Source organism: Paracoccus sp. KR1-242, from assembly GCF_049446195.1.
Classification (GTDB): domain Bacteria; phylum Pseudomonadota; class Alphaproteobacteria; order Rhodobacterales; family Rhodobacteraceae; genus Paracoccus; species Paracoccus broussonetiae.
In genome coordinates this window covers 1-26,016 of the sequence record NZ_JBMSED010000022.1, presented here as the reverse complement: position 1 = coordinate 26,016, position 26,016 = coordinate 1, and the positions used below count along the sequence as shown (strand labels likewise).

The 26,016-nt window shown below is 65.4% G+C and carries 29 protein-coding genes and 1 pseudogene; 13 read left to right on the top strand and 17 right to left on the bottom strand.

From position 1 onward, the window contains the following. Together ACO2Q4_RS23110 and ACO2Q4_RS23105 are read left to right on the top strand one after the other, a co-directional pair. Positions 1-962: DUF1501 domain-containing protein (locus ACO2Q4_RS23110; protein WP_423322102.1), on the top strand; the 962-nt coding region annotated here is incomplete at its 5' end. Between the two features lie 21 nt (positions 963-983). Further along, positions 984-1,679: a GNAT family N-acetyltransferase gene (locus ACO2Q4_RS23105; RefSeq protein ID WP_423322101.1), complete on the top strand. Its 696-nt coding sequence runs from the start codon at positions 984-986 to the stop codon at positions 1,677-1,679. On the opposite strand, the gene ACO2Q4_RS23100 is transcribed toward ACO2Q4_RS23105, so the two are convergent. Next, complete coding sequence (locus ACO2Q4_RS23100; RefSeq protein WP_423322100.1) at positions 1,667-2,398, bottom strand: response regulator; 732 nt, start codon at positions 2,396-2,398, stop codon at positions 1,667-1,669. The genes ACO2Q4_RS23105 and ACO2Q4_RS23100 overlap by 13 nt on opposite strands. 138 nt (positions 2,399-2,536) lie before the next feature. Between ACO2Q4_RS23100 and mce the strand changes: the two genes are divergently transcribed. Together mce and ACO2Q4_RS23090 are read left to right on the top strand one after the other, a co-directional pair. Then, complete coding sequence (gene mce, locus ACO2Q4_RS23095; protein ID WP_395135891.1) at positions 2,537-2,941, top strand: methylmalonyl-CoA epimerase; 405 nt, start codon at positions 2,537-2,539, stop codon at positions 2,939-2,941. Continuing rightward, the gene (locus tag ACO2Q4_RS23090; protein WP_395135890.1) at positions 2,941-3,201 is read left to right on the top strand and encodes a DUF1467 family protein; all 261 of its coding nucleotides are present in this window, start codon (positions 2,941-2,943) and stop codon (positions 3,199-3,201) included. The genes mce and ACO2Q4_RS23090 overlap by 1 nt, the downstream gene beginning before the upstream one ends. Here the strand turns inward: ACO2Q4_RS23090 and ACO2Q4_RS23085 are convergent. The 3 genes from ACO2Q4_RS23085 to ACO2Q4_RS23075 are packed head-to-tail and all read right to left on the bottom strand — an operon-like array spanning position 3,198 to position 5,537. Beyond that, on the bottom strand, positions 3,198-3,881 hold the full coding sequence (locus tag ACO2Q4_RS23085; protein WP_395135889.1) for an EI24 domain-containing protein: 684 nt from the start codon (positions 3,879-3,881) through the stop codon (positions 3,198-3,200). The genes ACO2Q4_RS23090 and ACO2Q4_RS23085 overlap by 4 nt on opposite strands. Continuing rightward, positions 3,878-4,444, bottom strand: a complete 567-nt coding sequence (locus ACO2Q4_RS23080; RefSeq protein WP_423322099.1) for a nitroreductase family protein — start codon at positions 4,442-4,444, stop codon at positions 3,878-3,880. The genes ACO2Q4_RS23085 and ACO2Q4_RS23080 overlap by 4 nt, the downstream gene beginning before the upstream one ends. Before the next feature lies 1 nt (position 4,445). Next, positions 4,446-5,537, bottom strand: a complete 1,092-nt coding sequence (locus tag ACO2Q4_RS23075; protein WP_423322098.1) for a class II histone deacetylase — start codon at positions 5,535-5,537, stop codon at positions 4,446-4,448. A 35-nt stretch (positions 5,538-5,572) separates the two neighbouring features. Between ACO2Q4_RS23075 and ACO2Q4_RS23070 the strand changes: the two genes are divergently transcribed. Beyond that, the gene (locus tag ACO2Q4_RS23070) at positions 5,573-5,821 is read left to right on the top strand and encodes a DUF167 domain-containing protein (RefSeq protein WP_395135884.1); all 249 of its coding nucleotides are present in this window, start codon (positions 5,573-5,575) and stop codon (positions 5,819-5,821) included. On the opposite strand, the gene ACO2Q4_RS23065 is transcribed toward ACO2Q4_RS23070, so the two are convergent. Further along, positions 5,818-6,084: a hypothetical protein gene (locus ACO2Q4_RS23065; protein WP_311760002.1), complete on the bottom strand. Its 267-nt coding sequence runs from the start codon at positions 6,082-6,084 to the stop codon at positions 5,818-5,820. The two genes, ACO2Q4_RS23070 and ACO2Q4_RS23065, sit on opposite strands and share 4 nt — an antisense overlap. Before the next feature lie 142 nt (positions 6,085-6,226). On the opposite strand from ACO2Q4_RS23065, the gene ACO2Q4_RS23060 reads away from it, so the two are divergent. Together ACO2Q4_RS23060 and ACO2Q4_RS23055 are read left to right on the top strand one after the other, a co-directional pair. Then, complete coding sequence (locus tag ACO2Q4_RS23060) at positions 6,227-6,976, top strand: M48 family metalloprotease (protein ID WP_311760165.1); 750 nt, start codon at positions 6,227-6,229, stop codon at positions 6,974-6,976. Positions 6,977-7,226: 250 nt separating this feature from the next. Continuing rightward, positions 7,227-7,568: a hypothetical protein gene (locus ACO2Q4_RS23055; RefSeq protein ID WP_395135883.1), complete on the top strand. Its 342-nt coding sequence runs from the start codon at positions 7,227-7,229 to the stop codon at positions 7,566-7,568. Positions 7,569-7,572: 4 nt separating this feature from the next. On the opposite strand, the gene ilvN is transcribed toward ACO2Q4_RS23055, so the two are convergent. The 3 genes from ilvN to ACO2Q4_RS23040 all read right to left on the bottom strand — a co-directional run bounded on the left by ilvN (position 7,573) and on the right by ACO2Q4_RS23040 (position 10,913). Next, complete coding sequence (gene ilvN, locus ACO2Q4_RS23050) at positions 7,573-8,133, bottom strand: acetolactate synthase small subunit (RefSeq protein ID WP_311760000.1); 561 nt, start codon at positions 8,131-8,133, stop codon at positions 7,573-7,575. Between the two features lie 17 nt (positions 8,134-8,150). Continuing rightward, positions 8,151-9,908 (bottom strand): acetolactate synthase 3 large subunit, encoded by a 1,758-nt coding sequence (locus ACO2Q4_RS23045; protein ID WP_423322097.1) that lies wholly within the window; start codon positions 9,906-9,908, stop codon positions 8,151-8,153. Between the two features lie 171 nt (positions 9,909-10,079). After that, entirely contained in the window at positions 10,080-10,913 is an 834-nt protein-coding gene (locus tag ACO2Q4_RS23040; protein ID WP_423322096.1) for an arginyltransferase, read from the bottom strand. A 231-nt stretch (positions 10,914-11,144) separates the two neighbouring features. Between ACO2Q4_RS23040 and ACO2Q4_RS23035 the strand changes: the two genes are divergently transcribed. Then, the gene (locus ACO2Q4_RS23035) at positions 11,145-13,961 is read left to right on the top strand and encodes a glutamine-synthetase adenylyltransferase (RefSeq protein WP_423322095.1); all 2,817 of its coding nucleotides are present in this window, start codon (positions 11,145-11,147) and stop codon (positions 13,959-13,961) included. Here the strand turns inward: ACO2Q4_RS23035 and ACO2Q4_RS23030 are convergent. Beyond that, positions 13,943-16,042 (bottom strand): glycosyltransferase family 2 protein, encoded by a 2,100-nt coding sequence (locus ACO2Q4_RS23030; protein ID WP_423322094.1) that lies wholly within the window; start codon positions 16,040-16,042, stop codon positions 13,943-13,945. The two genes, ACO2Q4_RS23035 and ACO2Q4_RS23030, sit on opposite strands and share 19 nt — an antisense overlap. A gap of 78 nt (positions 16,043-16,120) precedes the next feature. Next, the gene (gene carA / locus ACO2Q4_RS23025; RefSeq protein WP_311759995.1) at positions 16,121-17,269 is read right to left on the bottom strand and encodes a glutamine-hydrolyzing carbamoyl-phosphate synthase small subunit; all 1,149 of its coding nucleotides are present in this window, start codon (positions 17,267-17,269) and stop codon (positions 16,121-16,123) included. A 176-nt stretch (positions 17,270-17,445) separates the two neighbouring features. On the opposite strand from carA, the gene ACO2Q4_RS23020 reads away from it, so the two are divergent. Next, the gene (locus ACO2Q4_RS23020) at positions 17,446-17,910 is read left to right on the top strand and encodes a GatB/YqeY domain-containing protein (RefSeq protein WP_311759994.1); all 465 of its coding nucleotides are present in this window, start codon (positions 17,446-17,448) and stop codon (positions 17,908-17,910) included. Between the two features lie 180 nt (positions 17,911-18,090). On the opposite strand, the gene ACO2Q4_RS23015 is transcribed toward ACO2Q4_RS23020, so the two are convergent. From ACO2Q4_RS23015 to ACO2Q4_RS23005, 3 genes are all read right to left on the bottom strand, one after another. After that, complete coding sequence (locus ACO2Q4_RS23015; protein ID WP_423322093.1) at positions 18,091-19,233, bottom strand: alpha-D-ribose 1-methylphosphonate 5-triphosphate diphosphatase; 1,143 nt, start codon at positions 19,231-19,233, stop codon at positions 18,091-18,093. 64 nt (positions 19,234-19,297) lie between these two features. Beyond that, a complete protein-coding gene (locus ACO2Q4_RS23010; RefSeq protein ID WP_423322092.1) occupies positions 19,298-19,978 on the bottom strand; it encodes an NAD-dependent deacylase in 681 nt (226 codons plus the stop codon). 7 nt (positions 19,979-19,985) lie between these two features. After that, on the bottom strand, positions 19,986-20,291 hold the full coding sequence (locus ACO2Q4_RS23005; protein WP_311759991.1) for a hypothetical protein: 306 nt from the start codon (positions 20,289-20,291) through the stop codon (positions 19,986-19,988). Positions 20,292-20,687: 396 nt separating this feature from the next. On the opposite strand from ACO2Q4_RS23005, the gene ACO2Q4_RS23000 reads away from it, so the two are divergent. Beyond that, positions 20,688-21,596 carry a DMT family transporter gene (locus ACO2Q4_RS23000; RefSeq protein ID WP_311759990.1) on the top strand — a complete coding sequence of 303 codons (909 nt, stop codon included), beginning with the start codon at positions 20,688-20,690 and terminating at the stop codon, positions 21,594-21,596. A 52-nt stretch (positions 21,597-21,648) separates the two neighbouring features. Continuing rightward, positions 21,649-23,448, top strand: a complete 1,800-nt coding sequence (gene lepA / locus ACO2Q4_RS22995; RefSeq protein WP_311759989.1) for a translation elongation factor 4 — start codon at positions 21,649-21,651, stop codon at positions 23,446-23,448. A 213-nt stretch (positions 23,449-23,661) separates the two neighbouring features. On the opposite strand, the gene ACO2Q4_RS22990 is transcribed toward lepA, so the two are convergent. Together ACO2Q4_RS22990 and ACO2Q4_RS22985 are read right to left on the bottom strand one after the other, a co-directional pair. Next, positions 23,662-23,871 carry an entericidin A/B family lipoprotein gene (locus ACO2Q4_RS22990; protein ID WP_311759988.1) on the bottom strand — a complete coding sequence of 70 codons (210 nt, stop codon included), beginning with the start codon at positions 23,869-23,871 and terminating at the stop codon, positions 23,662-23,664. A 199-nt stretch (positions 23,872-24,070) separates the two neighbouring features. Beyond that, positions 24,071-24,214 (bottom strand): entericidin A/B family lipoprotein, encoded by a 144-nt coding sequence (locus ACO2Q4_RS22985; protein ID WP_311759987.1) that lies wholly within the window; start codon positions 24,212-24,214, stop codon positions 24,071-24,073. Between the two features lie 105 nt (positions 24,215-24,319). On the opposite strand from ACO2Q4_RS22985, the gene ACO2Q4_RS22980 reads away from it, so the two are divergent. Then, positions 24,320-24,622, top strand: coding sequence for a hypothetical protein (locus ACO2Q4_RS22980; RefSeq protein ID WP_423322091.1), 303 nt, complete (start codon positions 24,320-24,322; stop codon positions 24,620-24,622). Positions 24,623-24,626: 4 nt separating this feature from the next. On the opposite strand, the gene ACO2Q4_RS22975 is transcribed toward ACO2Q4_RS22980, so the two are convergent. Beyond that, the gene (locus ACO2Q4_RS22975) at positions 24,627-25,394 is read right to left on the bottom strand and encodes an alpha/beta fold hydrolase (RefSeq protein ID WP_423322103.1); all 768 of its coding nucleotides are present in this window, start codon (positions 25,392-25,394) and stop codon (positions 24,627-24,629) included. Positions 25,395-25,467: 73 nt separating this feature from the next. Between ACO2Q4_RS22975 and ACO2Q4_RS22970 the strand changes: the two genes are divergently transcribed. Next, entirely contained in the window at positions 25,468-25,851 is a 384-nt protein-coding gene (locus ACO2Q4_RS22970; protein WP_311759985.1) for a hypothetical protein, read from the top strand. Between the two features lie 19 nt (positions 25,852-25,870). On the opposite strand, the pseudogene glyA reads toward ACO2Q4_RS22970, so the two are convergent. Continuing rightward, positions 25,871-26,016: pseudogene (gene glyA, locus ACO2Q4_RS22965) on the bottom strand (serine hydroxymethyltransferase); the annotation flags it as partial.

Genomic DNA, 26,016 nt, shown 5'->3' with positions numbered 1-26,016 from the left:
CGGACAATGGGGCGCTCGACCTGGACGGGTTCTATGCCCTGCATCCCCGGCTTGGTCCGCTGATGCCGCTGTGGGAAAAGGGCGAGCTGGCCTTTGCCCATGCGGTTTCGACCCCCTATCGCGACAAACGCAGTCATTTCGACGGTCAGGACCTGCTTGAGGCGGGAACCGGTAATGACCTTCCGGTGGACTGGCGCATCGGCGGCTGGCTGAACCGGCTGCTTCAGGCGATGCCCGGCACCACGGCCGAAACCGCCTATGCCGTCGGGCTGGAGCAGATGAAGATCCTGACCGGAGAGGCCGCGCATCTGGGCTGGGCGCCCAAATCCTCGCTGAACCTGTCGCCCCAGGCGCAAATGCTGTTGGACCATGTCTATCACGACGATCCCATGTTCCGAGACGCGGCGCGCGATGCCTTTCGCATCTCCGCCGAGGCCGGAGAAACCGCGCGCGGCAAGGGGCCGACCGCGGACGAGGCCGCACTTGGCGCCTTTGCCGCCTCGCGCCTGAACGGCGCCGCGCGCATCGCCGCCTTTTCGATCGGGGGCTGGGACAGCCACGCGAACCAGGGGCCGGTGATCGGTCGTGCCCTCGACAAGCTGGCCGCCTCGATCCTGGCGCTGCGCGACGGGCTGGGCCAGAACTGGGGATCGACCACCGTCCTAGCCATGACCGAATTCGGCCGCACGGTGCGCGAGAACGGCTCGAACGGGACCGACCATGGCACCGGCGGCGCGATGCTGATGGCGGGCGGCGCGATCCAGGGGGGCAAGGCCTTCGGCGACTGGCCGGGCCTGCGCGACGGCGATCTTTACGCCGACCGCGACCTGATGCCCACCCGCGATATTCGCGCCTATGCCGCCTGGGCGATGCGCGGGCTGTTTGGAACCGAACGCGAGACGCTGGAGCGTGCGATCTTTCCGGGCCTTGACCTTGGCCAGGATCCGAGGATGCTCGCCTGAGTTTTCCAGATCGAGGCAGGCATGTCCGAACGCAAGATTGGCCCCGTCGTTACCGGCTTTCACCAACCCCCGGCGCCGGGCGAGACCATTGCCGGTCGCTTCGTGACGCTTGAGCCGCTGGACCCCGTGCGCCACGCCGAGGATCTGTACGAAGCCAATCGCGGCCATGACTGGCTGTGGGACTATATGGGCTATGGCCCGTTCCCGGATCTTGCCGCCTATCGCGCGTGGCAGGAAAGCGTGGCGGGCAAATCCGATCCCTGTTTCTACGCCCTGCGCGACAACGCGACCGGAAAGGTCGGTGGGCTTGCCTCGTTCATGCGGCTTGACCGGCCGAATGGCGTGATCGAGATCGGCAATATCCAGATCTCGCCCGTGCTGCAGCGCGGACCCGCCACGTCCGAGGCGATCATGCTGATGATCCGCTGGGCCTTCGAGGCGGGCTATCGCCGGGTCGAGTGGAAATGCAACGCGCTGAACGAACCCTCGATCGTGGCCGCACGCCGTTACGGCTTTCTTTACGAGGGCACGTTCCGCCAGCACCTGATGGTGCGCGGCCGCAACCGGGATAGCGCCTGGTTCTCGATCATCGACGGTGAATGGCCCGCGCTGCGCGACGCCTTTGACGCGTGGCTGTCGCCCGAGAATTTCGCGCCCGATGGCAGCCAGCGGCGCCGCCTGTCCGAGATGACGGCGGCTTTGCGTCAAAGCCCCTGAACCGAGGCCAACCGGTCCCGCACCATCCCGCTGACGCGCGCGAGTTCACCCGCGAGCGCCTGTCCGCGGGCATGGTCGCGGGCAAGCGCAGTTGCCGCATCTTCCAGCGGGCGGTCATGCGCCGACCGAGCCACACCTGCAAGAAAGCGCGCGATATAGTCGATGGCGGTTTCGTCATCGGCGACGGACAGGACCTCGACCACATGGGCCAGATCGTCGCGCAGCGCGGCATGGTCGGGCACGATCATGTCGTCGGCCACCAGTCGCGGGCCGGTGGGGCGGGCTTGCCCCGGCAACGACGCCAGGATGGTCTGCTGAAACTGCGCCAGGCTTTCGATGGGCTTGGCGATGAAGCCGTCCGCCCCGGCCCGCATCGCGGCGTCGCGGTTCCCTTCATCCCCGGAAATGCCCAGGATGACGGGAACGCGCGGAAGCCCGCGCGCGATGGTGCGGATCATGTCCGCGCCATCCCCGTCGGGCAGGCCCATGTCGACGATGATGACACCGGGACGATAGGTCTGCAGATGCCGCAGCGCCGCCCGGATCGTGTCGGCACGCCGGATCCGCGCGCCGGAACGCAGGCACAGCAAACGAACCGCTTCGGACGCATAGCGCGAATCCTCGACCACCAGCACGGTCAATCCGGTCAGCGGGCGGTGGGGCACGTTCAGCCGCCAGGTGGGGGCGTCATCCAGCAGATTCGTCAGATCATCGGTCATCTTAGAAACCCCTCAAAGAATACCTTGCTGCGGCCAAGGTCGCGCCTTTCCCCTAAGAAGCGGTTAACGGCCGGGTCCGGTTTTCGCTTTTCCACCGCTGCCGGGCGTCCTAGAACAACGGGAAAGACGGAGGAGCGCATGATCGGACGTTTGAACCACGTGGCCATTGCCGTGCCGGACCTGGCCGCAGCAGCCGCGCAATATGCCGGAACGCTGGGTGCATCGGTCGGCGCCCCGCAGGACGAGCCGGATCACGGCGTCACGGTCATCTTCATCGAACTGCCGAACACCAAGATCGAGCTGTTGTATCCTCTTGGCGACGACAGCCCGATCCGGGGGTTCCTGGACAAGAACCCCTCGGGTGGCATTCACCACATGTGCTTCGAGGTCGAGGATATTCTGGCCGCCCGCGACCGCCTGAAGGCCGAGGGCGCGCGCGTTCTGGGGTCGGGCGAACCAAAGATCGGGGCGCATGGCAAGCCGGTGCTGTTCCTGCATCCGAAGGACTTCAATGGCTGCCTGATCGAACTGGAGCAGATCTGATGAACCTGACTGGCGGCATCGTCCTTTACACGATCCTGTGGTTTCTGGTCCTGTTCGTCCTGCTGCCGATCGGCCAGCAAAGCCAGGCCGAAGCAGGGGAGGTGACCCCCGGCACCCCGGCTGGCGCCCCCCATGAGCCCAAGCTGAAGAAGAAGATGCTGCTGGCGACGGTGATCGCCGGGGTCATCTGGGCGGTGCTGGCCTATATCATTCTGGGCGGCGTCATCACCCGCGCCGATATCGAGGCCTGGACCAGCTAGCGCCGGCCCAGGTGGTAAAGGTGGGTGAACCCCGCCGCCGCCAGCACCGGCACCAGCACGTTCAGGAACGGCACCGTCAACAGCAGCGCGATCAGCACGCCAAGCGTGGTGGTCTGCGCGGTCCGGGTTTTGCGCAGGGCGGTCGCCTGCGCGGGATGCAGGTGACGGCGCGCCGCCATCTGGAAGAACTCTCTTCCCAGCAGCCAGCCATTGCCCAGGTAAAACAGGATCGAGGCCAGCGGCCCGAGGAACGGCGTCAGGATCAGCGAGACGACGGCCACCGCAAGGACCGCGCCCACGACCGCCAGCGATTCCAGCAAGCCCTCCATGAAATCCACGGGCAGGCCCTTGGTGCCGGGATAATGCGTCTCTTCGACCGCATCGGCGACGCGTTCGGCGAACAGGCCGGCGAAACCCGCCGTGACCGGCGCCATTAAAAAGATCGACATGATCGGGAACAGGATCAGCGATCCCCATGACAGCGCGTGGCCAAGCGTGACCTGTCCGATCCAGGGCAGGGTCATCGTCTCGGGCGCGAAGGCACGGATCGCCCAGAAGGCGCCGGCCTGAAGCAGCACGAACAGGACCAGCGTCAGCAGCACGCCAAGCGCGACCACCCCGAAGATACGCGGGCGAAGCAGGTCGCCCCATGCCCGCGCCAGGGCGGTCAGCACCGTCACAGGAAGACCGTCTTGGCCGCGATGTCCGGGCGGGGACGGTCCGAAGGCGCGGTGCCACGCTGGCCGATATGGATCAGGCCCACGATGCGCTCACCCTCGGCAATGCCCAGATGGGCCTGCGCAAATTCCGGGACGGTGGCCGGCCCCGTCAGCCAGGCCGCGCCATAGCCCGCCGCAAGCGCCGCATTCAGCAGCTCAAGACAGACCGCGCCGGCGGACAGGAACTGTTCCCATTGCGGGATCTTGGGGCTGTCAACGGGGCACGAGACAACCGCGACGATGACGGGGGAAGCAAAGGCCGAGCGCGCCTTTTCGACCGCCGCGGCGTCCCCGCCGGTCGCCGCCACCTGCTCGCCAAGGATCGGGGCCAGCCGGTCCAGCGTCGCGCGCTCCAGCACTACGAAGCGCCATGGCTCCAGCTTGCCGTGGTCGGGCACGCGCGCCGCCAGCTCCAGCAGGTCCATCAACTCCTGGCGCGAGGGCGGCGGTCCGCTCAGCAATTTTGGCGGATGCGAGCGGCGATTGCGAAGGAAGGAAAGCGTGGCGGGATCGGTATGTTGCACTTCAGACCTCGAAAAAATCTGCAATCTCGGCCAGATGATCCGAGACGTGGTTGAGCCAGCGGGCACCGGGCTGTCGCGCCGCGATCACCCCGGCCAGCGGGTCCGGTGCGGTTATGTCGGAACCGGCAAGCTGCGCGATCGCGGCATGACCGCAGAACGGCACATAGGCTTCGGAATAGCCGCCCTCGTGGACCAGCACCAGCCGGTTCGCACAAAGCTCGGCGGCTGCTTGCTGCATCCGTTCGGTCATGGCGCGGAAGCTTTCAGCCGACAGCAGCATCCGGCCCAAGGGGTCCAGCGCCGCCGCATCATAGCCGCAGGCGACGATGATGATCTCGGGGCGATGCCGGCGCAGAAGTGGCAGCACGACACGGTCCATCGCCTGAAGGTAGGTTTCGTGCCCACAGCCGGGAGGCAGGGGAATGTTGGCATTGCTGCCCGCAGTACCCCTGACCTCGACCCCGCCGGTATCCAGCGGATAGTTGCGCTCCTGATGGATCGAGACGGTCAACACATCGGGGTCGTCAAGGAAAATGGCCTCGGTTCCGTTGCCGTGGTGTACATCCCAGTCGACGACCGCGAAGCGATGCGCAAGTCCCGCCGCCCGCGCGGCATGGATGGCGACGGCGATATTCGCCAGCAGGCAGAAGCCGTTCGGATCGTCGGGCAGGCAATGATGCCCCGGCGGCCGTGACAGGGCATAGGCAGTGGTCAGCTCGCCCCTGAGCACGGCGTCGACGGCGGCCTTCGCAAGCCCCGCCGACAGCGCCGCGATTTCAAAGCCGCCCTTCAGGAACGGCGCATGGTGGCCGATTTCGCCCCCCTTGTCGTCGGACAGCGCCTTGAAGCGGTCAAGATAGCTGGCCGGATGCACCCGCAGCAGATCCTCGCGCAGCACGGGCGGGGCCGAGCGCAGGTCAAGCCCGCGCATCAACCCGGTCACCTGCATCAGGTTCACCAGCCGCCGCTTGCTTTCAGGGCTTTCGGGCAGGCCCGCGCCGGGCTGGACCAGCCCACCGACCGGCAGCGTCAGCGCATAGTCGCCGCCGCCATGCCACAGCGTCAGTTCGTCGTGGAAAAAGCCCGTCGCCATTGATTTCCTTCCCGGAAGCCGATTTCACGGGAACCATGACCGATCTCAGCCATCTCGCGCAACCCGGAGCGGAAATCGCCGTCCGCGTCACCCCGCGCGCCTCGCGCAATGCCGTGATCGTCGAGGAGGGGGCGATCCGCGTCTATGTCACCGTGGTCCCCGAGGATGGCAAGGCCAATGCCGCGGTGGTCAAGCTGCTGGCCAAGGCCCTGGGCATCGCGCGCAGCCGCCTCGTGCTGGTGCGCGGAGCGACCTCACGCGACAAACTGTTCCGGGTCGACTAGGGGCGCTTCGGCCGCCGTTCCAGCCGATAGTTCCCCTCGGGCAGGTTCAGCGCGGCGCGCAGTTCCTCCAGCTGCTCGATGGTCAGGACCACCTGCGCCAGTTCGCCGGTATCGGGATCGAACTGCTCGATGACCACACGGTCGTCGAAGCTTTGGATCACGACATCCTCGTTCAGCGGGCGTGCGCCCACCGGACTGCCCTGCGGCAATTCGTCGACAAGGGTGATGACGGTCGCGTCAAAATCATGCTCGATGGTGAACATCGCGGGCTTTCCCAAACAATTGCGAGCCAACTTTCGCGTGAACCGCGCGCATGGGCAAGAGCGGGGGTTGGCGCTGCCCGAACTGCGCGGATATGGTGGCGCGAACGTGCGGCGCTTTGACCGGACGGCAAGGAGAATGCACATGCTCAAGGCCTGGAAGGCAGCGGCAATTTCGGTACTGGCCCTGGCTGGCTGCGTCGCGCAGCCCATCTCGGTGCCCCAGTCCCCCGCTGTGCCGCCCCACGGGCCGATCACGCCGTCTCCGGATACGCCGCGGGGTGCCCGGGCCTCGGCAAGGGCGTTCATCGACGTTCTCAGCCGGATGGAACCGGCCGTTGAGCGCGAATGCGTCCAGCGCCGCAGCCAGCCGATCAACTGCGATTTCCAGTTCGTGGTCGATGACCGTCCGGGGCTGGAGCCGAACGCCTTCCAGACCGTCGACAATCGCGGCCGCCCGATCATCGGTTTCACCCTGTCGCTCATCGGCGAAGCGCGTAACGCGGACGAGCTTGCCTTTGTCGTCGGGCACGAAGCCAGCCATCACATTCTTGGCCATATCGACCGCAAGTCCAGCGCCGCCTCGATGGGGGCGGTGATCTTGGGCGGCCTTGCCAGCGCCTATGGCGGCAATCCCGAAGCGATCGAAAGCGCCCAGCAGATGGGCGCGCAATTCGGCTCGCGCTATTACTCCAAGGACTGGGAGCTTGAGGCAGACTATCTAGGCGCAATCATCGCGTTGAATGCGGGCTTCGATCCGGCGCATGGCGCGCAGTTCTTTGCCCGAATCCCCGATCCGGGCGACAAGATCCTGGGCTCGCACCCATCCAACGCCGCGCGTATGGCGCAGGTGGCTCGCGCGGTCGGTGACTATCGTGCAGGGCGAGTAAGATAAATCCCAGCTGTGACCCGGATGCTGCAGTCCGAGACGGCTATCTTAGCCAATTTGCTCTGATTATTCAGGAAATTGCAGGAAATCGCGTTTCGCTTGCTGAAGCGTGGAACAGCTGTGTGCGCGCCGTTAAGGATTACAACCCCTCGTTGAACATAAAACTTCCGTCGGCAAGAGTTCGCCGATAGTTTCCCTCGATAACAACCGTGGCCCGCATCAAGCCGGGCACAGAGTTTCCTGGGGGATGGAAATCATGATCGGAGTTGTGCTTTGGAGCAGCGCGCCAAGAGAGAAGGCCATCATCTGGTGCGAAGATCACGCGGCCCTTGCCTATCTTCAGGGGCGCGCAAACCTTGCCAGCCAAGGGGATTGGCCGGAATCCGGTGACCTGGTCGAGTTGGATTACGAAACCGAGGGCGAGTTGCGTCACGCCCGCCGGGTCGAGGTCGTGTCGGGCTATCGCCGGTCGGACCTGTCCCATCTGCTGCGCGAGGCCGGGCAGGGCGCAACCGCCCAGCCCGTTCTGCGCGTGATCTCGAATGACAAGATCCGGGGGCCGGAGCCGCAACCCCGCAAGGTCGCGGCCGCCGGCTGAAGCATCAGACGCCGCGCGCCAGCGCGGCGACGCCCGTGCGGGCCAGGTCGGACAGACCCAGAGGCCGCATCAGTTCGGCAAAGGCGTCCAGCTTTTCAGGCGCGCCGGTGATTTCGAACACAAAGCTTTCCAGCGTTGAATCGACCACGTTCGCCCGGAAGATCTCGGCGATGCGCAGGGCCTCGACGCGGCGCTCTCCCTTGCCCGACACCTTGAACAGTCCCAGTTCGCGTTCGACGCTGGGGCCCTCGACCGTCAGGTCGTGGACTTCGTGCACGGGAACGATCCGGCCAAGCTGTGCCTTGATCTGCTCAATCACCGCGGTCGTGCCGCGCGTCACGATGGTGATGCGCGAACGGTGGCCCAGATGGTCCACCTCGGCCACGGTCAGGCTGTCGATATTGAAGCCCCGCCCGGAGAACAGGCCGATGACACGGGCCAGAACGCCCGCCTCGTTGTCGACCAGCACCGCAAGGGTGTGGCTTTCGATCACCTGGGCATTCGGGTCGCGCAGGTCATAGGCGGAATGGCTGGATGCGCCTTTTTCGATTTTCAGTGCCGACATGTTCGTTTTCCTGTTGCTCAGACCAGCGCGCCGCCGGCACCCGTGATGGCGTCCTCGGTCGAAGCCTCGCCCAGGATCATCTCGTTATGGGGCTTGCCCGAGGGGATCATCGGGAAGCAGTTTTCATGCTTCTCGACCATCACGTCGAGGATGAAGGGTCCGTCGTAATCCAGCATTTCCTGAATTGCGTCGTCTAGATCCGCGGGGTCGCTGACCAAGCGGCCCTTGCAGCCAAAGGCCTCGGCCAGCTTGACGAAATCGGGCAGGCTTTCCGACCAGCTCTGGCTATAGCGTTCGCCATGCAGCAGCTGCTGCCACTGGCGAACCATGCCCAGACGTTCGTTGTTCAGGATGAACTGCTTGACCGGCGCGCGGAACTGAACCGCCGTGCCCATTTCCTGCATGTTCATCAGCCAGCTCGCCTCGCCCGCGACGTTGACGACCAGCGCCTCGGGGTGGGCGACCTGCACCCCGATCGAGGCTGGCAGGCCATAGCCCATCGTGCCCAGCCCGCCCGAGGTCATCCAGCGGTTAGGATCCTCGAAATGCAGGAACTGCGCGGCCCACATCTGGTGCTGGCCGACTTCGGTCGTGATGTAGCGATCCTTGCGATGCGCGGTCAGCGCCTGCAAACGCTCCAGCGCGTGCTGGGGTTTGATGACCTTGTCCGAGTTGCGATAGGTCAGGCATTTCACGGCCTTCCATTGCTCGATCTGGGTCCACCACTGGCGAACGCCTTCGGCATTGGTCCTGCGGCCACGCGCCTTCCAGATCTTCAGCATGTCTTCCAGCACATGGCCGACATCGCCGACGATCGGCAGGTCGACATGGATGACCTTGTTGATCGAGCTGGGGTCGATGTCGATCTGCACCTTGACCGAGCCGGGGCTGAAATCCTTGACCCGCCCGGTGATGCGGTCGTCGAAGCGAGAGCCGACGGCGATCATCAGGTCGCAGTCATGCATGGCCATGTTCGCCTCATACAGGCCGTGCATGCCCAGCATGCCGATCCAGTTCTTGCCCGAAGCCGGATAGGCCCCCAGACCCATCAGGGTCGAGGTGATCGGGAAACCGGTCGCATCCGCCAGTTCGCGCAGCAATTGTGCCGCGCCGGGGCCCGAGTTGATGACACCGCCGCCGGTATACAGGATCGGGCGTTCGGCCTTTTCCATCAGCTCGACCAGACGGGTGATCGCATCCAGGTCGCCCTTTTTCACGGGCTGATAGCTGGGCGTCTCGATCTGTTTCGGGCCGACATATTCGCCGGTCGCAAACTGGACGTCCTTGGGGATGTCGACCAGCACCGGGCCGGGACGGCCCGAGGTCGCGACATGGAACGCCTTGTGGATCGTCTTGGCCAAATCATCCGTGTCGCGCACCAGCCAGTTGTGCTTGGTGCAGGGGCGGGTGATGCCGACGGTATCAGCCTCCTGAAAACCATCGGTGCCGATCAGGAAGGTCGGAACCTGGCCCGACAGAACGACCACCGGAATCGAATCCAGCAGCGCATCGGTCAGGCCGGTGACGGCATTCGTTGCGCCGGGGCCCGAGGTCACCAGAACGACGCCGGGCTTGCCGGTCGAACGTGCATAACCTTCGGCCATGTGGACCGCGCCCTGTTCGTGGCGGACCAGGACGTGCTTGATGTCGTTCTGCTGAAAAATCTCGTCGTAAATGGGTAGTACCGCGCCACCCGGATAGCCGAATACGGTGTCGACGCCCTGATCGCGCAGAGCTTCGATAACCATCCTTGCACCCGTCATGGTTCGGGACATGCCCATTCTCCTTGATTTGTCATAAATGCGGGCTGTCACGGGAAAACCCGCGCGCCGCGCCGCCGGAAACTATGGGGCAAGACGAACCGGGTCAATGCCGATTATCCAAGAAAATGACCCCGATCGACGATTTATTGAAATTATATTTCAATAAATGCTCGAAATGGGTAATTACCTTGGCCTTTGTGGCAAGGTGATCCGCGCAACCTGTTCGACGATGGGATCAATCGATAGGGGGTGGATGTCGGAATTGTGCTGCTGGGGATCGCCGATCGGCTGCCATACTCCGCCCTTGTAGATCTCCAGCGCGGAAAAGCGGGACTTGTATTCCATCTTTCGGCTGCCCGGCACCCAGTAGCCCAGATAGATGAAGGGCAGCCCCGCGCTTCGCGCCAGGTCCACATGGTCCAGGATCACATGCGTGCCAAGGCTCGATGCTTCGAAGGCGGGGTCGTAGAAGCTGTAGACAAGGCTCAGCCCGTCATCCAGCACGTCGGTCAGGCAGACCGCGACAAGCTGGTCATCCTGCGAAGGGCGGCAGCCCGGCTCGGTCAATCGATATTCGATGACGCGCGTGCGGACCGGGGTTTCTTCGATCATCGCGGCGAATTCGAAGATGTCCATGTCCGCCATGCCCCCATCGGCGTGGCGCTCGTCGAGATACCTGCGGAACAGCTCATACTGTTCCTCGGTCGCCCAGGCGCTTGTGGCCAGCCGCCGCAACCCGGCATTCTTGCGCTGGATCCGACGCTGCGACCGCGATGGCGTGAATTCGGCGACCCGGATGCGGGCTGACATGCAGGCCACGCAGCTTTCGCAACTGGGTCGGTACAGTACGTTCTGCGACCGACGGAAGCCCTGCCGCGACAGCGCGTTGTTCAGCTCATTTGCCGAATCCCCGGTCAGGGCGGTGAACAGCTTGCGCTCGGCACGGCCATGCAGATAGGGGCAGGGCTGCGGCGCCGTGACATAGAATTGCGGGGCATGGGTGACAGTATGCCGCATCAGTCGTGGCCTGCCCCGGCTGGTCCGCCGCTGCCACTCCCCGGGAATGATCGGAGCCTGATCAAAGATGCGCGCATCGGCAAAGAACGGCCAACTGGTTTGACTGGAATTGCGGTGGAGCAAAGCCTAACAACAGTTGCGGCCAAGGCCAAGCACGGAAACCGCATGGCAAGGTTGCAATCGCGTGGCATGGGCGATTGACGTTGCCGGGGCGGCGGATAGGCTTTCCGAATGACATTTGCCGCACGCATCACCCGCCTTCCGATTCCTGCCGACATGGCCCGCGCCGAAGCCGCCCTGCACACGCTTGGCCCGATCCCGGACGGGCTTGAAAAGCTGATCATGGGGGCCGCGGGATGCAGCCCCTATCTGTCCGGGTTGATGCAGATCGAGGCGGGCTGGCTGTCCGCGCGGCTGGCAGATCCCGACGCGCTGGACCGCGACCTGGTGGCTGATGAAACGGCTGGCTTCCAGTCTCTGACTGCCGCGGAGCTGGGGCCGGCGCTGCGCCGGGCCAAGCGGCGGGTGGCCCTGTGGACCGCGCTGGCCGACCTTGCTGGCGTCTGGCCGCTGGAAAAGGTGACCGGCGCGCTGACCGACCTTGCCGGGCGTGCGACCGATCTTGCCTTGCGGGTCCATGTCGCGGACGAGGTCGCGCGGGGCAAGCTGCCGCCGACCGACAGCGATGCCGGCGGGATCACCGCGCTTGCGATGGGCAAGATGGGCGCGGGAGAGCTGAATTACTCCTCGGATATCGACCTGATCGTGCTTTACGACGACGCGGCCTATGCCCGCGACGACCAGTTCGAGGCGCGGGCGGCGCTGATCCGGGCGACGCGCCGGGCCGCGGCCACGCTGTCGGACAATACCGATCAGGGCTATGTCTTCCGCACGGACCTGCGTCTGCGTCCCGATGCCGCGGTGACGCCGGTCTGCATCTCGGTCGCCACCGCGCTGTCCTATTACGAGGCCGAGGGGCGGACCTGGGAGCGCGGCGCCTATATCAAGGCACGGCCCTGTGCCGGGAATATCGCCGTGGGCGAACGCTTCCTGCGTGAGCTTGGCCCCTTCGTCTGGCGCAGGCATCTGGATTTCGCGACCATCCAGGACACCGACGACATGCGCCGCCGCATCCGCGATCACAAAGGTCTGCATGGGCGGATCGACGTGCCGGGCCACAACATGAAGCTGGGTCAGGGCGGTATCCGCGAGATCGAGTTCTTCACCCAGACCCGCCAGCTGATCGCGGGCGGGCGCGATCCCGACCTGCGTGTGCGCGGCACGGTCGAGGGGCTGGCGCGACTGGCCGAAAAAGGCTGGATCCCGCAGGATGTGGCGGACGAGCTGACGGCCCATTACCGCGAACATCGCGATATCGAACATCGCATCCAGATGGTGAACGATGCCCAGACCCATCTGGTCCCGGCTTCGGCCGAGGGGATCGCCAACATCTCCCTGATGATGGGGGAGCCGGACAGCAATGCCTGGTCCCGGCGGCTGGCGGAACGGCTGGTGCGGGTCGAGGCGCTGACCGCCAGCTTCTTCACCCCAGCCGAGCGGGGCGAGATGCCGCAGCTTTCCGCCCATGCCCGCGCCATGATCGAAGGCTGGCGTGGCTATCCCGCATTGCGGTCCCAGCGCGCGCGGCAGGTATTCGCGCGGATCGAACCGGACCTTCTGACCCGGCTGTCCGCCTCGGACCATGCCGAGGAGGCGCTGGCCCGGTTCGACGCTTTTCTCGCCGGTTTGCCTGCGGGGGTGCAGCTTTTCTCGCTTTTCGACGCGAACCCGCAGCTTATCGATCTGATCTGCGATATCTGCGCCACCGCGCCCGGGCTGGCCACCTATCTCGCGCGCCATCCCGAGGTTCTGGACGGAGTCCTTGCAGGCAGCTTCTTCTCGAACTGGCCGGGGGTCGCGGAACTGCGCGAGCAGTTGGACCGCCTGCTTGCGCAGGTGCTTTCCGCGCCTGATGGCGGGTATGAGGGCGCGTTGGATCAGGCGCGCCGCTGGGCCCATGAATGGCAGTTCCGCACCGGCGTCCATCACCTGCGCGCCCTGATCGGCGCCGAGGAGGCGGGTGGCCAATATGCCGACATCGCCGATGCTGCCGTTGCCGCACTGTTTCCGGTCGTGACCGCCGAATTCTCGCGTCGCCACGGCCCCCCGCCCGGACGCGGGGCGGTCGTGCTGGGCATGGGCTCGCTTGGCGCTAGGCAGTTGAGCGCCGCGTCGGATCTGGATCTGATCGTGATCTATGACGCCGACGGGCAGGACAGCTCCGACGGGCCAAAGGCGCTTGCGCCCCGTGCGTATTACGCCCGGCTGACGCAGGCGATGATCACCGCGCTGTCCGCGCCAAGTTCGGTGGGGCGGCTTTATGAGGTCGACATGCGCCTGCGGCCCTCGGGTCGGCAGGGGCCGGTCGCGACCTCGGTCCAGTCGTTTCGTGACTATCAGATGACCGAGGCCTGGACATGGGAGCATCTGGCCCTGACCCGCGCTCGCGTGATCGGGCAATGCGGGAACAGCGGTGCGGCGCTGGGCGATGAGGTTGAAACCCTGCGTGTCGAGGTGCTGGAGGCCCGTGGCAAGGATACGCGCGTCATGCCCGATCTTGCCGAGATGCGCGCCCGCATCTTTGCCGCCAAGGCCCCGGATGGCGCATGGGAGGTCAAGGTCGGTCGCGGCAGGCTGCAGGATATCGAGCTTCTGGCGCAGTCCTTTGCGCTTCGCGCAGGCTCGCCCACCCGCGCCGCCAGTGCGCAACTGCGCGCCGGTCCCCGCGCGGGTCTGATTGGTCGGGCCGATGCCGAGACTCTCGCCTCTGCCCGGCGCTTCCTGTGGAGCCTGCAATGTTCGGGCCGTTTGCTGACCGACCGGCCGCTGGATGCTGAAAGCATCGGCAAGGGTGGCCAGGCCTTTCTGCTGCGCGAGACCAACACCGACTCGTTGGATGACCTGTCTCGGCGGCTTGAGGAGACGCTTGCCACCGCCGGGCGTATCATCGACTCGGCGATGGTGGCGGATCAGCCCGCCGCTGTCTGACCCGGCGCGACGCGCAAGCCTGCGTGGGCGCGGGGCGGCCGCGAAAGAGGCATGCCCGCCGTCATGTCGGGCACCCGCCCGCGCAATGGCAGCGGTTGCGTTTCGGGCTCCGGCAGAGTCGAGGGGGCAGCCTCTGTCTCGGTCCCCGGATCGTAGATGCCATGCTGGGTCTTGTCCCAATAGAAGGGGCGGTGCACGACCTCGTGGATCGCCTTCCACCCGGCAAGACAGCCCAGCGGAAAGTAAAGATGCATCGTCGGAACCCAGGGCAGCAGGTGGCGATGAGCGCTGCCGCGCACGGCCCAGGCGGCGATGGCCATGTTCAGGATCTCGGACGCGATGAAGATGGCGATCAGCGCGGGAAGCGCATAGCCGTTCAGCCGTCCCGCCAGCATATCGCGCACGGGATGGGGCAAACCCAGCGTCAGCAGCCAAAAGCTCCATAGCACCGGAGCCAGCAGATATTGCGAGACCGAGGCCGCAAGCTGGACCTGAAGCGCAAGGAACCGGCGCGGCCCCAGATCACGCCACAGCGCGCGCGGATCGCGCATATGGACGCCCCAGGTCATCGCGAAGCCCTTGAGCCAGCGCGAGCGCTGCTTGATCCAGGGGATCAGGCGGCAATTCGCCTCCTCATGGGTGACGGTGTCCAGCATCTCGGTCCGGAACCCGCGGCGTACCAGGCGGACGCCAAGGTCGGCATCCTCCGTCACGTTCCAGGCGTCCCAGCCACCGACCTGTTCAAGAATGTCGCGGCGGAAGAACAGGGTCGTCCCGCCCAGGGGCACGACCAGATCCAGCGCCGCCGCGCCGGCCAGCGTACCCCGGAACCATGCCGCGTATTCGATGGTGAAGGCGCGGGCCAGCCAGTTGCTGCGCGGGTTATAGTAATCCAGCGTGCCCTGCAGGCAGGCGACATCGGGGCGGGCAAAGTGAAAGCCGCGCGCGACCTTGTGCAACTGGTCGGGTTCGGGCCGGTCCTCGGCATCCCAGGCGCCGATCAGGCTGCCCCGGCAGAAGTTCAGGGCATAGTTCAAGGCCCGCGGCTTGGTGCGGACAGGACCGTCGGGCACTTTCACCACCCGGATCCAGCGGGGCAGGGTGGCGTCGTCCAGCGCCGAACAGGTCAGGCGGTCGGTTTCCTCAACCACCAGCAGGATGTCCATCAACTCGCGCGGGTAATCCAGCCGGGCCAACCGCCCGATCAGGTGATCCGCAATATCGGCCTCGGCGAAAAGCGGCACCATGACCGAGATGACGGGAAGCGGCCCCGACATTTCACGCCGGGCCAGCCGGCCCGAGGCGACGGCGCGGTCGACGACGCCGTCTTCGGCCCTTTGGCGCAGGATCGCGCGAAAGGACAGCGCCTTCAGCAGCATCGAGGCGATCAGCGTCAGGACCGACCATGCCGTCAGCAGGGCGATGACCGGCACCGGCGCGAGTGCCATCCCGGCAAAGGCCAGCAGTGTCAGCAGCAGCGCCACGCGGGCAACGCGGACCTCGTTCCGGGTGCGGCAGCTTTCGGCGGCGGGGACTCGCGACTCGGCCTCACGGATCAGGGCGGTGCGGCGGGTGCCGAGAATCGCTTCGCGCGCGGCGTTCTCGGAACAAAGCAGCATCCGCACCGTGCCGAAATCGTCGGGCAGGCGGGATCGCAGGGACTGGAACTCGTCTGGTCGGGCAGTCGCGACATAGGTGACGCCCCCCACCCGGCGCCAGGGCACGATGGCTTCGGCAAGGCAAAGGCCGGGGCCAGCCATGTCGATCAGTCGCGGATCGGGGGGCAAGCGCACCATGTCCACGACCGAGCTGCGCCATTGCCGCGACAGCGCGCTTGTCAGGGCCTCTTCGCTGACTAGGCCCTGGGCCAGCAGGATCTGGCCCAGTCGTGCATTCTGGCGTTGGCGCATGGCGACCGCGCGCAAAAGATCACCGGGTTCGATCGCGCCATCTTCGACCAGGATCTGGCCAAGGGGGCGCAGATCACGTTCCTCGATCAGTTGGGCCGATGGGCGCGCGGCCGGCCCGTCGCCGGTCGGCCGGTCGCGGTGAAAAATGCTGAGCGCTGGACTGCCGGCCATCTGCGATTCTCCATCCTTTGGCCCTCAGATCGCATGACGAGGGTTAAGGATGGATTAACCGCGGCCGTTCTGCGCCCCTTAGCCGCGGCGCGTGCGCATCGCGTCAGAGAAACGCTGGAACAGATAGGCGCTGTCCTGCGGGCCGGGGCTCGCCTCGGGGTGGTATTGCACCGAGAAGACCGGACGGTCGGCCATGCGCAGCCCGCAGTTCGAGCCGTCGAACAGGCTGACATGCGTTTCGATCACGCCTTCGGGCAGGGTTTGCGCATCGACAGCGAAACCGTGGTTCATCGAGGTGATCTCGACCTTGCCGGTCTCGACATCGCGGACCGGATGGTTCGCGCCGTGATGGCCGTGACCCATCTTTACCGTCTTTGCGCCAAGAGCCAGCGCAAGCATCTGGTGGCCAAGGCAGATCCCGAAGATCGGCAGATCCTTGTCCAGCAACTCGCGGATCATAGGCACGGCATAGGCGCCGGTCGCGGCCGGATCGCCCGGGCCGTTCGACAGGAATACGCCTTCGGGATCATGTGCGAGAACATCTTCGGCGGTGGCGGTGGCCGGCAGAACGATCACCTCGGCCCCGGTTTCAGCCAGCGAACGCAGGATGTTCCGCTTCGCGCCATAGTCCAGCGCGACCACGCGATAGGGCTTTTCCTGATCCGACTTGCCGAATTCGCCCGGCCAGGCCCAAAGGCCTTCGTCCCAGCGATAGCTTTGGCGGCAGCTGACTTCCTTGGCGAGGTCAAGGCCGACAAGGCCCTTCCAGTCGCGGGCGCGAGCGATCATTTTCGCGATGTCGAAATTGCCGTCCGGGTCATGGGCCAGCACGACATGGGGCGAACCCTGCTGGCGGATCGCCCGCGTCAGGCGGCGGGTGTCGATGCCGCCGATGCCGATGCGGCCGCGCTTTTCCATCCACTCGACCAGGTCGCTGGTGGCGCGCCAGTTCGACGGCTCGGTCGGGTCCCATTTCACCACGATCCCCGAGGCGACGGGATCGGGCGCTTCGTCATCCTGCGCGGTGACGCCGGTATTGCCGATATGGGGGAAGGTGAAGGTGACGATCTGGCTGGCATAGGAGGGATCGGTCATGATCTCCTGATAGCCGGTCATCGCGGTGTTGAACACCAGTTCGGCCACCACGTCGCCGGTGGCGCCGAAACCCCTTCCGTAGAATACGGTGCCGTCTGCAAGCGCAAGACATGCGGTCGGTTTCTGAGCCATCGTCATCTCTCCGGGTAAATCGGCGGGAACCTAGGGTCAGCGACCGCCCCCGTCAAGGCTGGAAAAGCCCGGAAAGGGCGGCTTTCGGCATGGTGGAACCCGGATGCGGGGCCACGGGTTGACGCCGAATGCGAAGCCTAGGACAAGCGCGGACTAATTCATTCAGCGAGGATCACATGGGATTGCGCGAACGCATCACGGCGGACACCAAGGAGGCGATGAAGGCCAGGGACACGGCCCGGCTGTCGACCCTGCGGCTGATCTCGGCCGCGATCAAGGACCGCGAGATTGCCGCGCGGGTCGAAGGTGGCGACGAGACGGGGCTTGGTGACGCCGACCTGACCGCCATCCTGTCGAAGATGGTCAAGCAGCGCCAGGAATCCGCGAAAGCCTATGAAGAAGGCGGGCGTCTTGAACTGGCCGAGCGTGAACAGGACGAGATAAAGGTGATTCAGTCCTATCTGCCGCGCCAGCTTTCCGCCGAGGAAGTCGGCGCCGCCATCGACAAGGCCATCGCGGATCTTGGCGCGACTTCGATCCGCGACATGGGCCGCGTCATGGCGGAACTGCGGGAACGTCACGCGGGTCAGATGGATTTCGGCGCGGTGGGCCCGGTCATCAAGAACCGCCTGATGGGCTGAGGCACCGATAGCGGACTTGGGCGGACGGGGCAGGGACAGGGTCCCCGCCCCCCGTGTCACCTCTTCCCCCTCAGGATCGGATGACAGGACCGCGCGACGTTGCGCGGCCGTCGCTCGATCCGTCAATCTCACCCTTGCCGCGTGCCTGTCCTTGATCTGGATCAAGCTGCGGCGATTTCTTCAGACCCTCTGTCCGCGCACCCAGGTTGCGCGAACGACTGGACGATCCGCGACCATGCCAAATCGGATCAGGTCGGCCCGCAACCCGGCCTCGATCCGGCCGCGATCCGGCAGCCCCGCGGCCTGCGCCGGATTGGCGGTGACGGTGGCGATGGCGCGGGGCAGGTCGTCCCAGATCCCTGCCAGCACCATCGCGCCCCCGATCAGCCCCGAGGGCACGTAATCCGACGACAGGATGTCCAAATGCCCCGCCCGTGCGAGATCGGCGGCCGAGACATTGCCGGAATGCGAGCCGCCGCGGATCAGGTTCGGCGCACCCATCATCACCATGATGCCCTGCGCGTGGCAGGCGGCAGCGGCTTCGGGCGTGGTCGGAAATTCGGCCAGCCTCACGCCATGCCCGGCCGAGCGCAGGACATGTTCGGCGGTGGTGTCGTCATGGCTGGCCAGCACCGCGCCCAGCCGATGGGCGACCTCGACCGCGGCGGCCTCATGCGCGTCACCATAGCGGTCGCGCAGCGCCTTCATCCGGGCGACATGTTCGTCGAACTCGGCGTCCGAAAGCTTGTAGCGGCCCTGCACATATTGCGCGAGCTTCGAGATGTCGCGGAACTGGCGCTGGCCGGGCGTGTGATCCATCAGGCTGATGATGCCGACACGATCCTCGGGGCCGAACTCGTCCAGCTCGGCGATCAGGGTTTCCGAGCAGACCTCGGCGCGCAAATGCAGGAGGTGACTGATCCGCAGCGCGCCGTCGCGGCGCAGGGCGATCAGTTCATGCGCCAGCTCGCGGGCATATTTTTCGTAATCCTCGTCGGGGCCTTCGCTGACGACTGAGCCCACGCGCATCGCATCGAAGACGGTGGTGATGCCGCAGCCAGCAAGCTCGGCGTCATGGGCGATGATCGCGCTGGCATGGGGCCAGTCGACACCGGGGCGCGGGCGCATGTGGCGTTCCAGATTGTCGGTATGCAACTCGACCATGCCGGGGGCCAGGAAGTCGCCGGCCATGTCCAGCGCGCCGGGCGGTACATCTTCGCCCGGACGGATGCCCACGATCATGCCGTCCTCGATCACGACGCTGCCGGGGGTGACCCGGTCGGCAAGGATCAGGCGGGCATTGGCAAGGATCGTCTGGGTCATGGCACCGGCTTTCTGGCAGAGGGGGCAAGAGGTGACCGAGATGCGGCGGTTGGTCAAGCGCCCCTCAGCCGCAAAGCTCGTCCACCCATTCGGGCACCACGCTGGTTGTCGGCCCAATACGGTGCTGGGCAAAATCCCGGCTGACGGCCGAGCGGGCAAGGTTCAGCTCGATCGTCGCGGCCCCCGCACGGCTGGCATGCTGGGCCAGCCCCGCCGCGGGATAGACTTGCCCTGACGTGCCGATGGCAGCGAACATCTCGGCATCCTCGACCGCGGCCCAGATGCGTTCCATGTGATAGGGAATCTCGCCGAACCAGACGACGTCCGGCCGTGTCGACTGCTTGCCGCAAGCCGGGCAGCGGTCCAGCGAGCGCATGACCAGCGTTGCCGGAAAACGGTGCCCGCAAGTGGCGCAAAGCGCGCCAAGCAGGCTGCCATGCATATGGATCACGTCGGTCGAACCGCCACGTTCGTGCAGGTCATCGACGTTCTGGGTGATCAGCGTCACCTGGTGCCGCCGGGCCAGCCGCGCCAGCGCGCGATGCGCCGCGTTTGGCTGTGCGCGGGCGGCGTCCGCCCGGCGCATGTTGTAAAAGCGGTGGACCAGCACGGGGTCCCGGCGAAACCCTTCGGGCGTCGCCACGTCCTCGATGCGGTGATCTTCCCACAGGCCGTCGGTCGCGCGAAACGTCCTGATGCCGCTTTCGGCAGAAATTCCGGCGCCGGTCAGGACGCAGATGCGCATGGCGGTCTCAGCGCGAGCAATAGGCCTCGGCGGTCGAGGCAAAGTTCTGGTAGCGCGCCCAGAAGGCGTTGTCGGCGTCGGTCTTCGACATCCGCACGGCCTGCGCTTCCTCGGCATCCTTGAAGAAGCGCGCGGCGCGGCGCTGGTCGGAACGCGACAGCGTCGAGTCGGCGACCTGCTGGATGCAACCACAAAGCGCCCCGTTTCGGGCGCCGCGTTCGGATCGGACACAAGCGGAATCGATAGGGCCGGCGACGGCAAGCGGCGTGGTCAATACGACCGCTGCCGCAGCGGTGATCAGGCGGTTCAACATAACTGTCTCCTCGGCTTCAGCCAGTGCGGCGGGGCTGAACACCCTCACGCGGCCGCGTCTTATCCGCCGGAGCCTAGCAGAATCTGCCCCTTCGCTCAATCGCGGGGGCCCGGAACCAGCGTTGGTCCGCCGACCGGACCCAGCCGCAAGATATGCTGTCGGCGATCCCGGCCATGCGGTGGCAGAGGGGCGAATCACCCGCCCGTGCAAGGCCCGTCCCGGCAGGGACTTCCAAGGCATCGGGGCAGGCCATGTCCGGCCTTGTCCATGCCAAGGCGTCGCCCGGGGGGCACAGCCCGCAGGAACCCCCGCTTTTGCCCGCTTTCCGGCTGGACCGCCCCGCAATCGCAGCATATGGCGAGGGCTGGAACTCCCCGAATTGCAAAGGTCGGACCGATGGGCGGCGAAAATTTTCGTGCGGCGATGCTGATGCTCGTCTCGATGGTGCTGTTTGCCGCCGAGGACATGTTCATCAAGCTGCTTTCGGCCGAGCTGCCCTTTGCCGAAGTGCTGGGCATTGTCGGGCTGCTGGGGCTGATCTGCTTCTGGACCGCGCTTCGGTTGCAGGGGGGGCGGCTTTGGACGCGCGACCTGCTGCGCCCGCTGGTCGTCTTGCGCAACCTGTCCGAGGCCGTCGGATCAATCGGGATCGTCGTCGCGCTGGCCCTGACCGAACTCTCCTCGACCTCGGCGATCATGCAGGCCCTGCCGCTGGCGATCGTGCTGGGCGCGGCGCTGTTTCTGGGCGAGCCGGTCGGCTGGCGACGCTGGACGGCCATCGCCGCGGGCTTTGTCGGCGTTCTGCTGGTCCTGCGGCCCGGCTTGTCCAGTTTCGAGCCCGCCTCGCTGATGGCGCTGGTCGCCGTCGTGGGGCTGGCGGCGCGCGACATCGCGACCCGTCGCATCCCGTCGCAAATCCATTCGCTGCAGCTTGCCGCATCGGCCTTTTTCGCGATCCTTGTCGCCTCGATCGCAATGGGATTGGTGCTGGGTCAGGAATTCGTCATGCCCACGCCGCGGCAAGGATTGCTGTTCATCGCCTGCATGGCGGTGGGCGTCGGCGGCTATGCCCTGCTCGTCACGGCAACTCGGCTGGGCGAGGCCTCGGCATTGGCCCCGTTCCGCTATGCCCGCCTTGTCTTTGCGCTGACGCTGGCCGTCATCGTCTTTGGCGAGCGGCCCGATACGCTGACGCTGACCGGGGCCGCGATCATCGTCGCCTCGGGCTGCTATGCCATGTGGCGAGAGGCCGTTCTGCGCCGTCGCCAGCTTCGTGCCGCCGGCTTCGAACCCCTGCGCGGCTGACCCGCGCGCGATCCCCCTTCCCGCAACGCATTTCCCCCTGTATAGCCCGGCCATGACCGACCTTGACCTCATCCGCAATTTCTCGATCGTGGCTCACATCGACCACGGCAAATCCACGCTGGCCGACCGCCTGATCCAGATGACGGGCACGGTCGCCGAACGCGACATGAAGTCCCAGCTGCTCGACACAATGGAGATTGAGCGCGAGCGGGGCATCACCATCAAGGCCAACACCGTGCGCATCGAATATCCTGCCAAGGATGGGCGCACCTATGTCCTGAACCTGATCGACACGCCCGGCCATGTCGACTTCGCCTATGAAGTCAGCCGGTCGATGCGCGCGGTCGAGGGGTCGCTGCTGGTCGTAGATGCCTCGCAGGGTGTCGAGGCGCAGACCCTGGCCAACGTCTATCAGGCGATCGATGCCGGCCACGACATCGTGCCCGTGCTGAACAAGATCGACCTGCCTGCGGCCGAACCCGAACGCGTCAAGGAAAACATCGAGGACGTGATCGGCATCGACGCCCATGACGCCGTCGAGATTTCGGCGAAGACCGGCCTTGGCATTCCGGATGTGCTGGAGGCCATCGTCACGCGCTTGCCCGCACCCAAGGGCGAACGCAATGCGCCCTTGAAGGCGATGCTGGTCGACAGCTGGTATGACGCCTATCTGGGCGTCGTCGTCATGATCCGCGTCATGGACGGCGTGGTGAAGAAGGGCGACCGCATCAAGATGATGCAGACCGGCGCGATCTATGGCATCGACAAGCTTTCGGTGTTGAAGCCAGCCATGGTCGACATTGCCGAACTAGGGCCGGGCGAGATCGGCGTCTTGACCGCGTCGATCAAGCAGGTCCGCGACACCCGCGTCGGCGACACCATCACGCATGAGAAAAAGGGCACCGATACCCCGCTTCCGGGCTTCAAGCCGGCGCAGCCGGTGGTCTTCTGCGGCCTTTTCCCCGTCGATGCGAACGATTTTGAAGCATTGCGCGACGCGATCGAAAAGCTTGCCCTGAACGATGCGAGCTTCAGCTACGAGATGGAAACCTCGGCCGCGCTTGGCTTCGGTTTCCGCTGCGGTTTCCTGGGTCTGCTGCATCTTGAGGTGATCCGCGACCGGCTTGAGCGCGAATACGATCTGGACCTGATCACCACCGCGCCTTCGGTGGTCTTCAAGCTGCACATGCGCGACGGAGAGGTGCGAGAGCTGCACAACCCCGCCGACATGCCCGACCTGACCTATGTCGACCATATCGAAGAGCCGCGCATCAAGGCCACGATCATGGTCCCGGACGAATACCTGGGCGACGTGCTGAAGCTGTGCCAGGACCGCCGCGGCATCCAGATGGATCTGACCTATGCCGGCAACCGCGCGATGGTGGTCTATGACCTGCCGCTGGCCGAAGTGGTCTTCGATTTCTATGACCGGTTGAAATCCGTGACCAAGGGCTATGCCAGCTTCGACTATCAGATCAGCGAATACCGCGAGGATTTCATGGTCAAGATGTCGATCCTGGTGAATGACGAGCCGGTCGACGCGCTGTCGATCATGGTCCACCGTGACCGCGCCGAAAGCCGTGGCCGCGTCATGGTCGAGAAGCTGAAAGAGTTGATCCCGCGCCACATGTTCAAGATCCCGATCCAGGCCGCCATCGGCAGCCGCGTGATCGCGCGCGAGACGCTGTCGGCAATGCGCAAGGACGTGACCGCCAAATGCTATGGTGGTGACGCGACCCGGAAGAAGAAGCTGCTGGAAAAGCAGAAGGCCGGGAAGAAGAAGATGCGCCAGTTCGGCAAGGTCGAGATCCCGCAGACTGCGTTCATTCAGGCGCTGAAGATGGACACCTGAAGGCACGATCCCGGCTTTGCCGGGATTGGCCTGCCCGCCGCGATGCGGCGGGCAAATTCATGAAACTGGGTGAAGGGCGCGCATGCCGTCTTGTCACGGACCGGCCCCGCTTATGGCATCGCGCCCGGTGAAATGCCGATGCGGGCCGCGCGGGAATGCCCGCCGACCCGGATAGGATGTGGATCAACCCGCGGTCTGCGCGGCAGGACCGACTTAATAGGGGGCGGGCGTCGCCGCCGGCGCGGCATAGGGATCGGTTGCCGTCGTCGTCGGATAGGTGCCCATCTGGGTCTGGCTGTTCGCCGCCTGGTCCGTCAGCAGGGCACCGGCGGTCTGCATGTCCCTTCCGGCTCCCTGCATCGTCTCGCAGGCGCCCAAGGCGACAATCCCCAAAAGGGGGGCAAAGCGCAAAAACTGTCCCATGGCTTGTCCTTTCATTGCTGCTCTTCTTGTTTTTCAGGAAATCTAGACCACCTGCCGCGTGCCCGCCGCTCACGGTCGCGCGAGACGGCAAGATTCCTGGCGGATCGGCGGAAATTCACTCATTTTTCGGGCGCAAAAGAACGGCGCGCGAACGGATTCTTGCTCGCCCACGCCCGCTTTTGTCCAAAGCCAATCGGGATCACATGCCCGATTGCACCTCGCGGCTTTCGCGGGTCACGGCCTGTCCGGCGGCCTGCATGTCGCGGCCCGCACCTTGCACCGTTTCGCAGGCGGCCACCGCCAACAGGGCAAGAAACGGGGCCAGTCCGATCAGTCGACGCATTGCAAAACTCCTGCACAGCATTTTCCGCGGCTTAATGGCGCATTCGCCGCCGCGTTTCCACTGCCATTTAAGACTTGCTTAACCGGGGCCGGGCAAGGTGCAATCATGCGTATCGCCATGATTCCCCTGTTGCTTGTGCTTGCCGCCTGCGCCTCGCCCTCGCCCGAGTTCCTGGCCGCGCCACGGCACGACCTGCAGATCGATGGCATAGACTTCGCGGTGTTTCAGAAGGCCAACCGGGCAGAGGTCATCCGCCTGGGTTATCTGTCCCGCAGGGACCGCGAACGCGTGCCCGGCCTGATGATGCAGGCGGCCGAACAGGCCAGCGGATGTCGCGCCATCCCCTTCAGCCTGAAGACCCGCGTGCCGGGCGACACGGCCGAGGCGCGCATCAACCTGAAATGCTGACGCCTCAGTCCAGGAATGCCGCGACCGTTTCGGCCACTTCGGCGGGTCGGTCGGCATGCAGCCAATGGCCCGCACCTGCGAATATGCGAATCTTTGCCTGCGGGAAGTGGTCGCGGATCGCATCGATCTGCGGTTCGCGGCAATAATCGGATTCGGCACCGGCAAGGAACAGGGCAGGGCCATCAAAGCCGCCTTTGGGTGCATCCGCGGGCCAGCCGACCAGCACCCGCATCTGCGCGCGCAGCGCGTCAAGGTTGAACTTCCAGCGCGGCGGGGCGGATTTCAGATCCAGCGACTGCAGCAGGAAAGCGCGAACCCCAGCCTCTCCCAGATAAGTCGAAAGCCGTTTGTCCGCGTCCGAGCGCAGCTTGACCCCCTGCAGATCCACGGCCTCCATCGCGTCGATCAGGGGGGTCTGGCTGTGAGCATAGGCAAAGGGGGCAATGTCCAGAACCACCAGTCTGCGCACCATCTCGGGGTGGGTCAGCGCCAGCATCATCGCGGCCTTGCCGCCCATCGAGTGGCCCAGAACATCGGCCTTGCCGCCATGCGCCGCAATGACCCTGGCCAGATCGCCCGCCAGCGCGGCATAGCTGTGATCGGGATCGTGAAAGCTGTCGCCGTGGTTGCGCATGTCGACCGAGATGACGCGGCGCGTCTCGGCCAGGCGGCGGGCCAGTCCGCCAAGGTTCTTGCCCGATCCGAACAGCCCATGTGCCAGCAGCACGGGGATCTGGCTCGAATCCTCTCCGGTAACGGTCAGGTTCAGCATCATGCCGCGGACCCTAGCGCCGCTGGCGAAAAGGTGCCAGAGGCGTTAGCCTTGCATGAGCGAGGGGAGAGTGATGGGCATCGAAAACATCCGGCCGATGGCGGACGAGGTGGCGGGGCTGATGGCCGCGCGGTTCGGCGGGCTGCGCCGCGGGCATTATGCCGACCTGGAAAGCATGATGCGCAAGCGGGGCGGTGCATTGCCGCGCCGATTGCGGCGCGAGGCGCGCCTGCTGGTGCAGGCGGATCGGGTCGTGGGGCATCCGAAGCTGGCGCGACAATGCGATTTTCAGAAGCTGGAACATGCGCACAAGGCGCTGACCCATTACCTGCGACCGCTGGGCCAGGTCGCCCGCTTCCGCGGTGGCGTGATCGGGACTGTGGCCAGCGTCATCATGTCGCTTCTGCTGCTGGGTGCGCTGGTCCTGTGGCTGATGACGCAGCGCGGGCTTTTATAGTCCCGCGCTGCGGTTTTGTTCACATGCCCTGGTAGAGAGGGAAGCGGGCGCAAAGGGCCTCGACCTCGGCCTTGACCTTGGCTTCGACCTCGGCATTGCCGGTCTCGCCATTGGCGGCAAGGCCGTCGACGACCTCGACGATCCAGCGGGCGATCTGGCGGAACT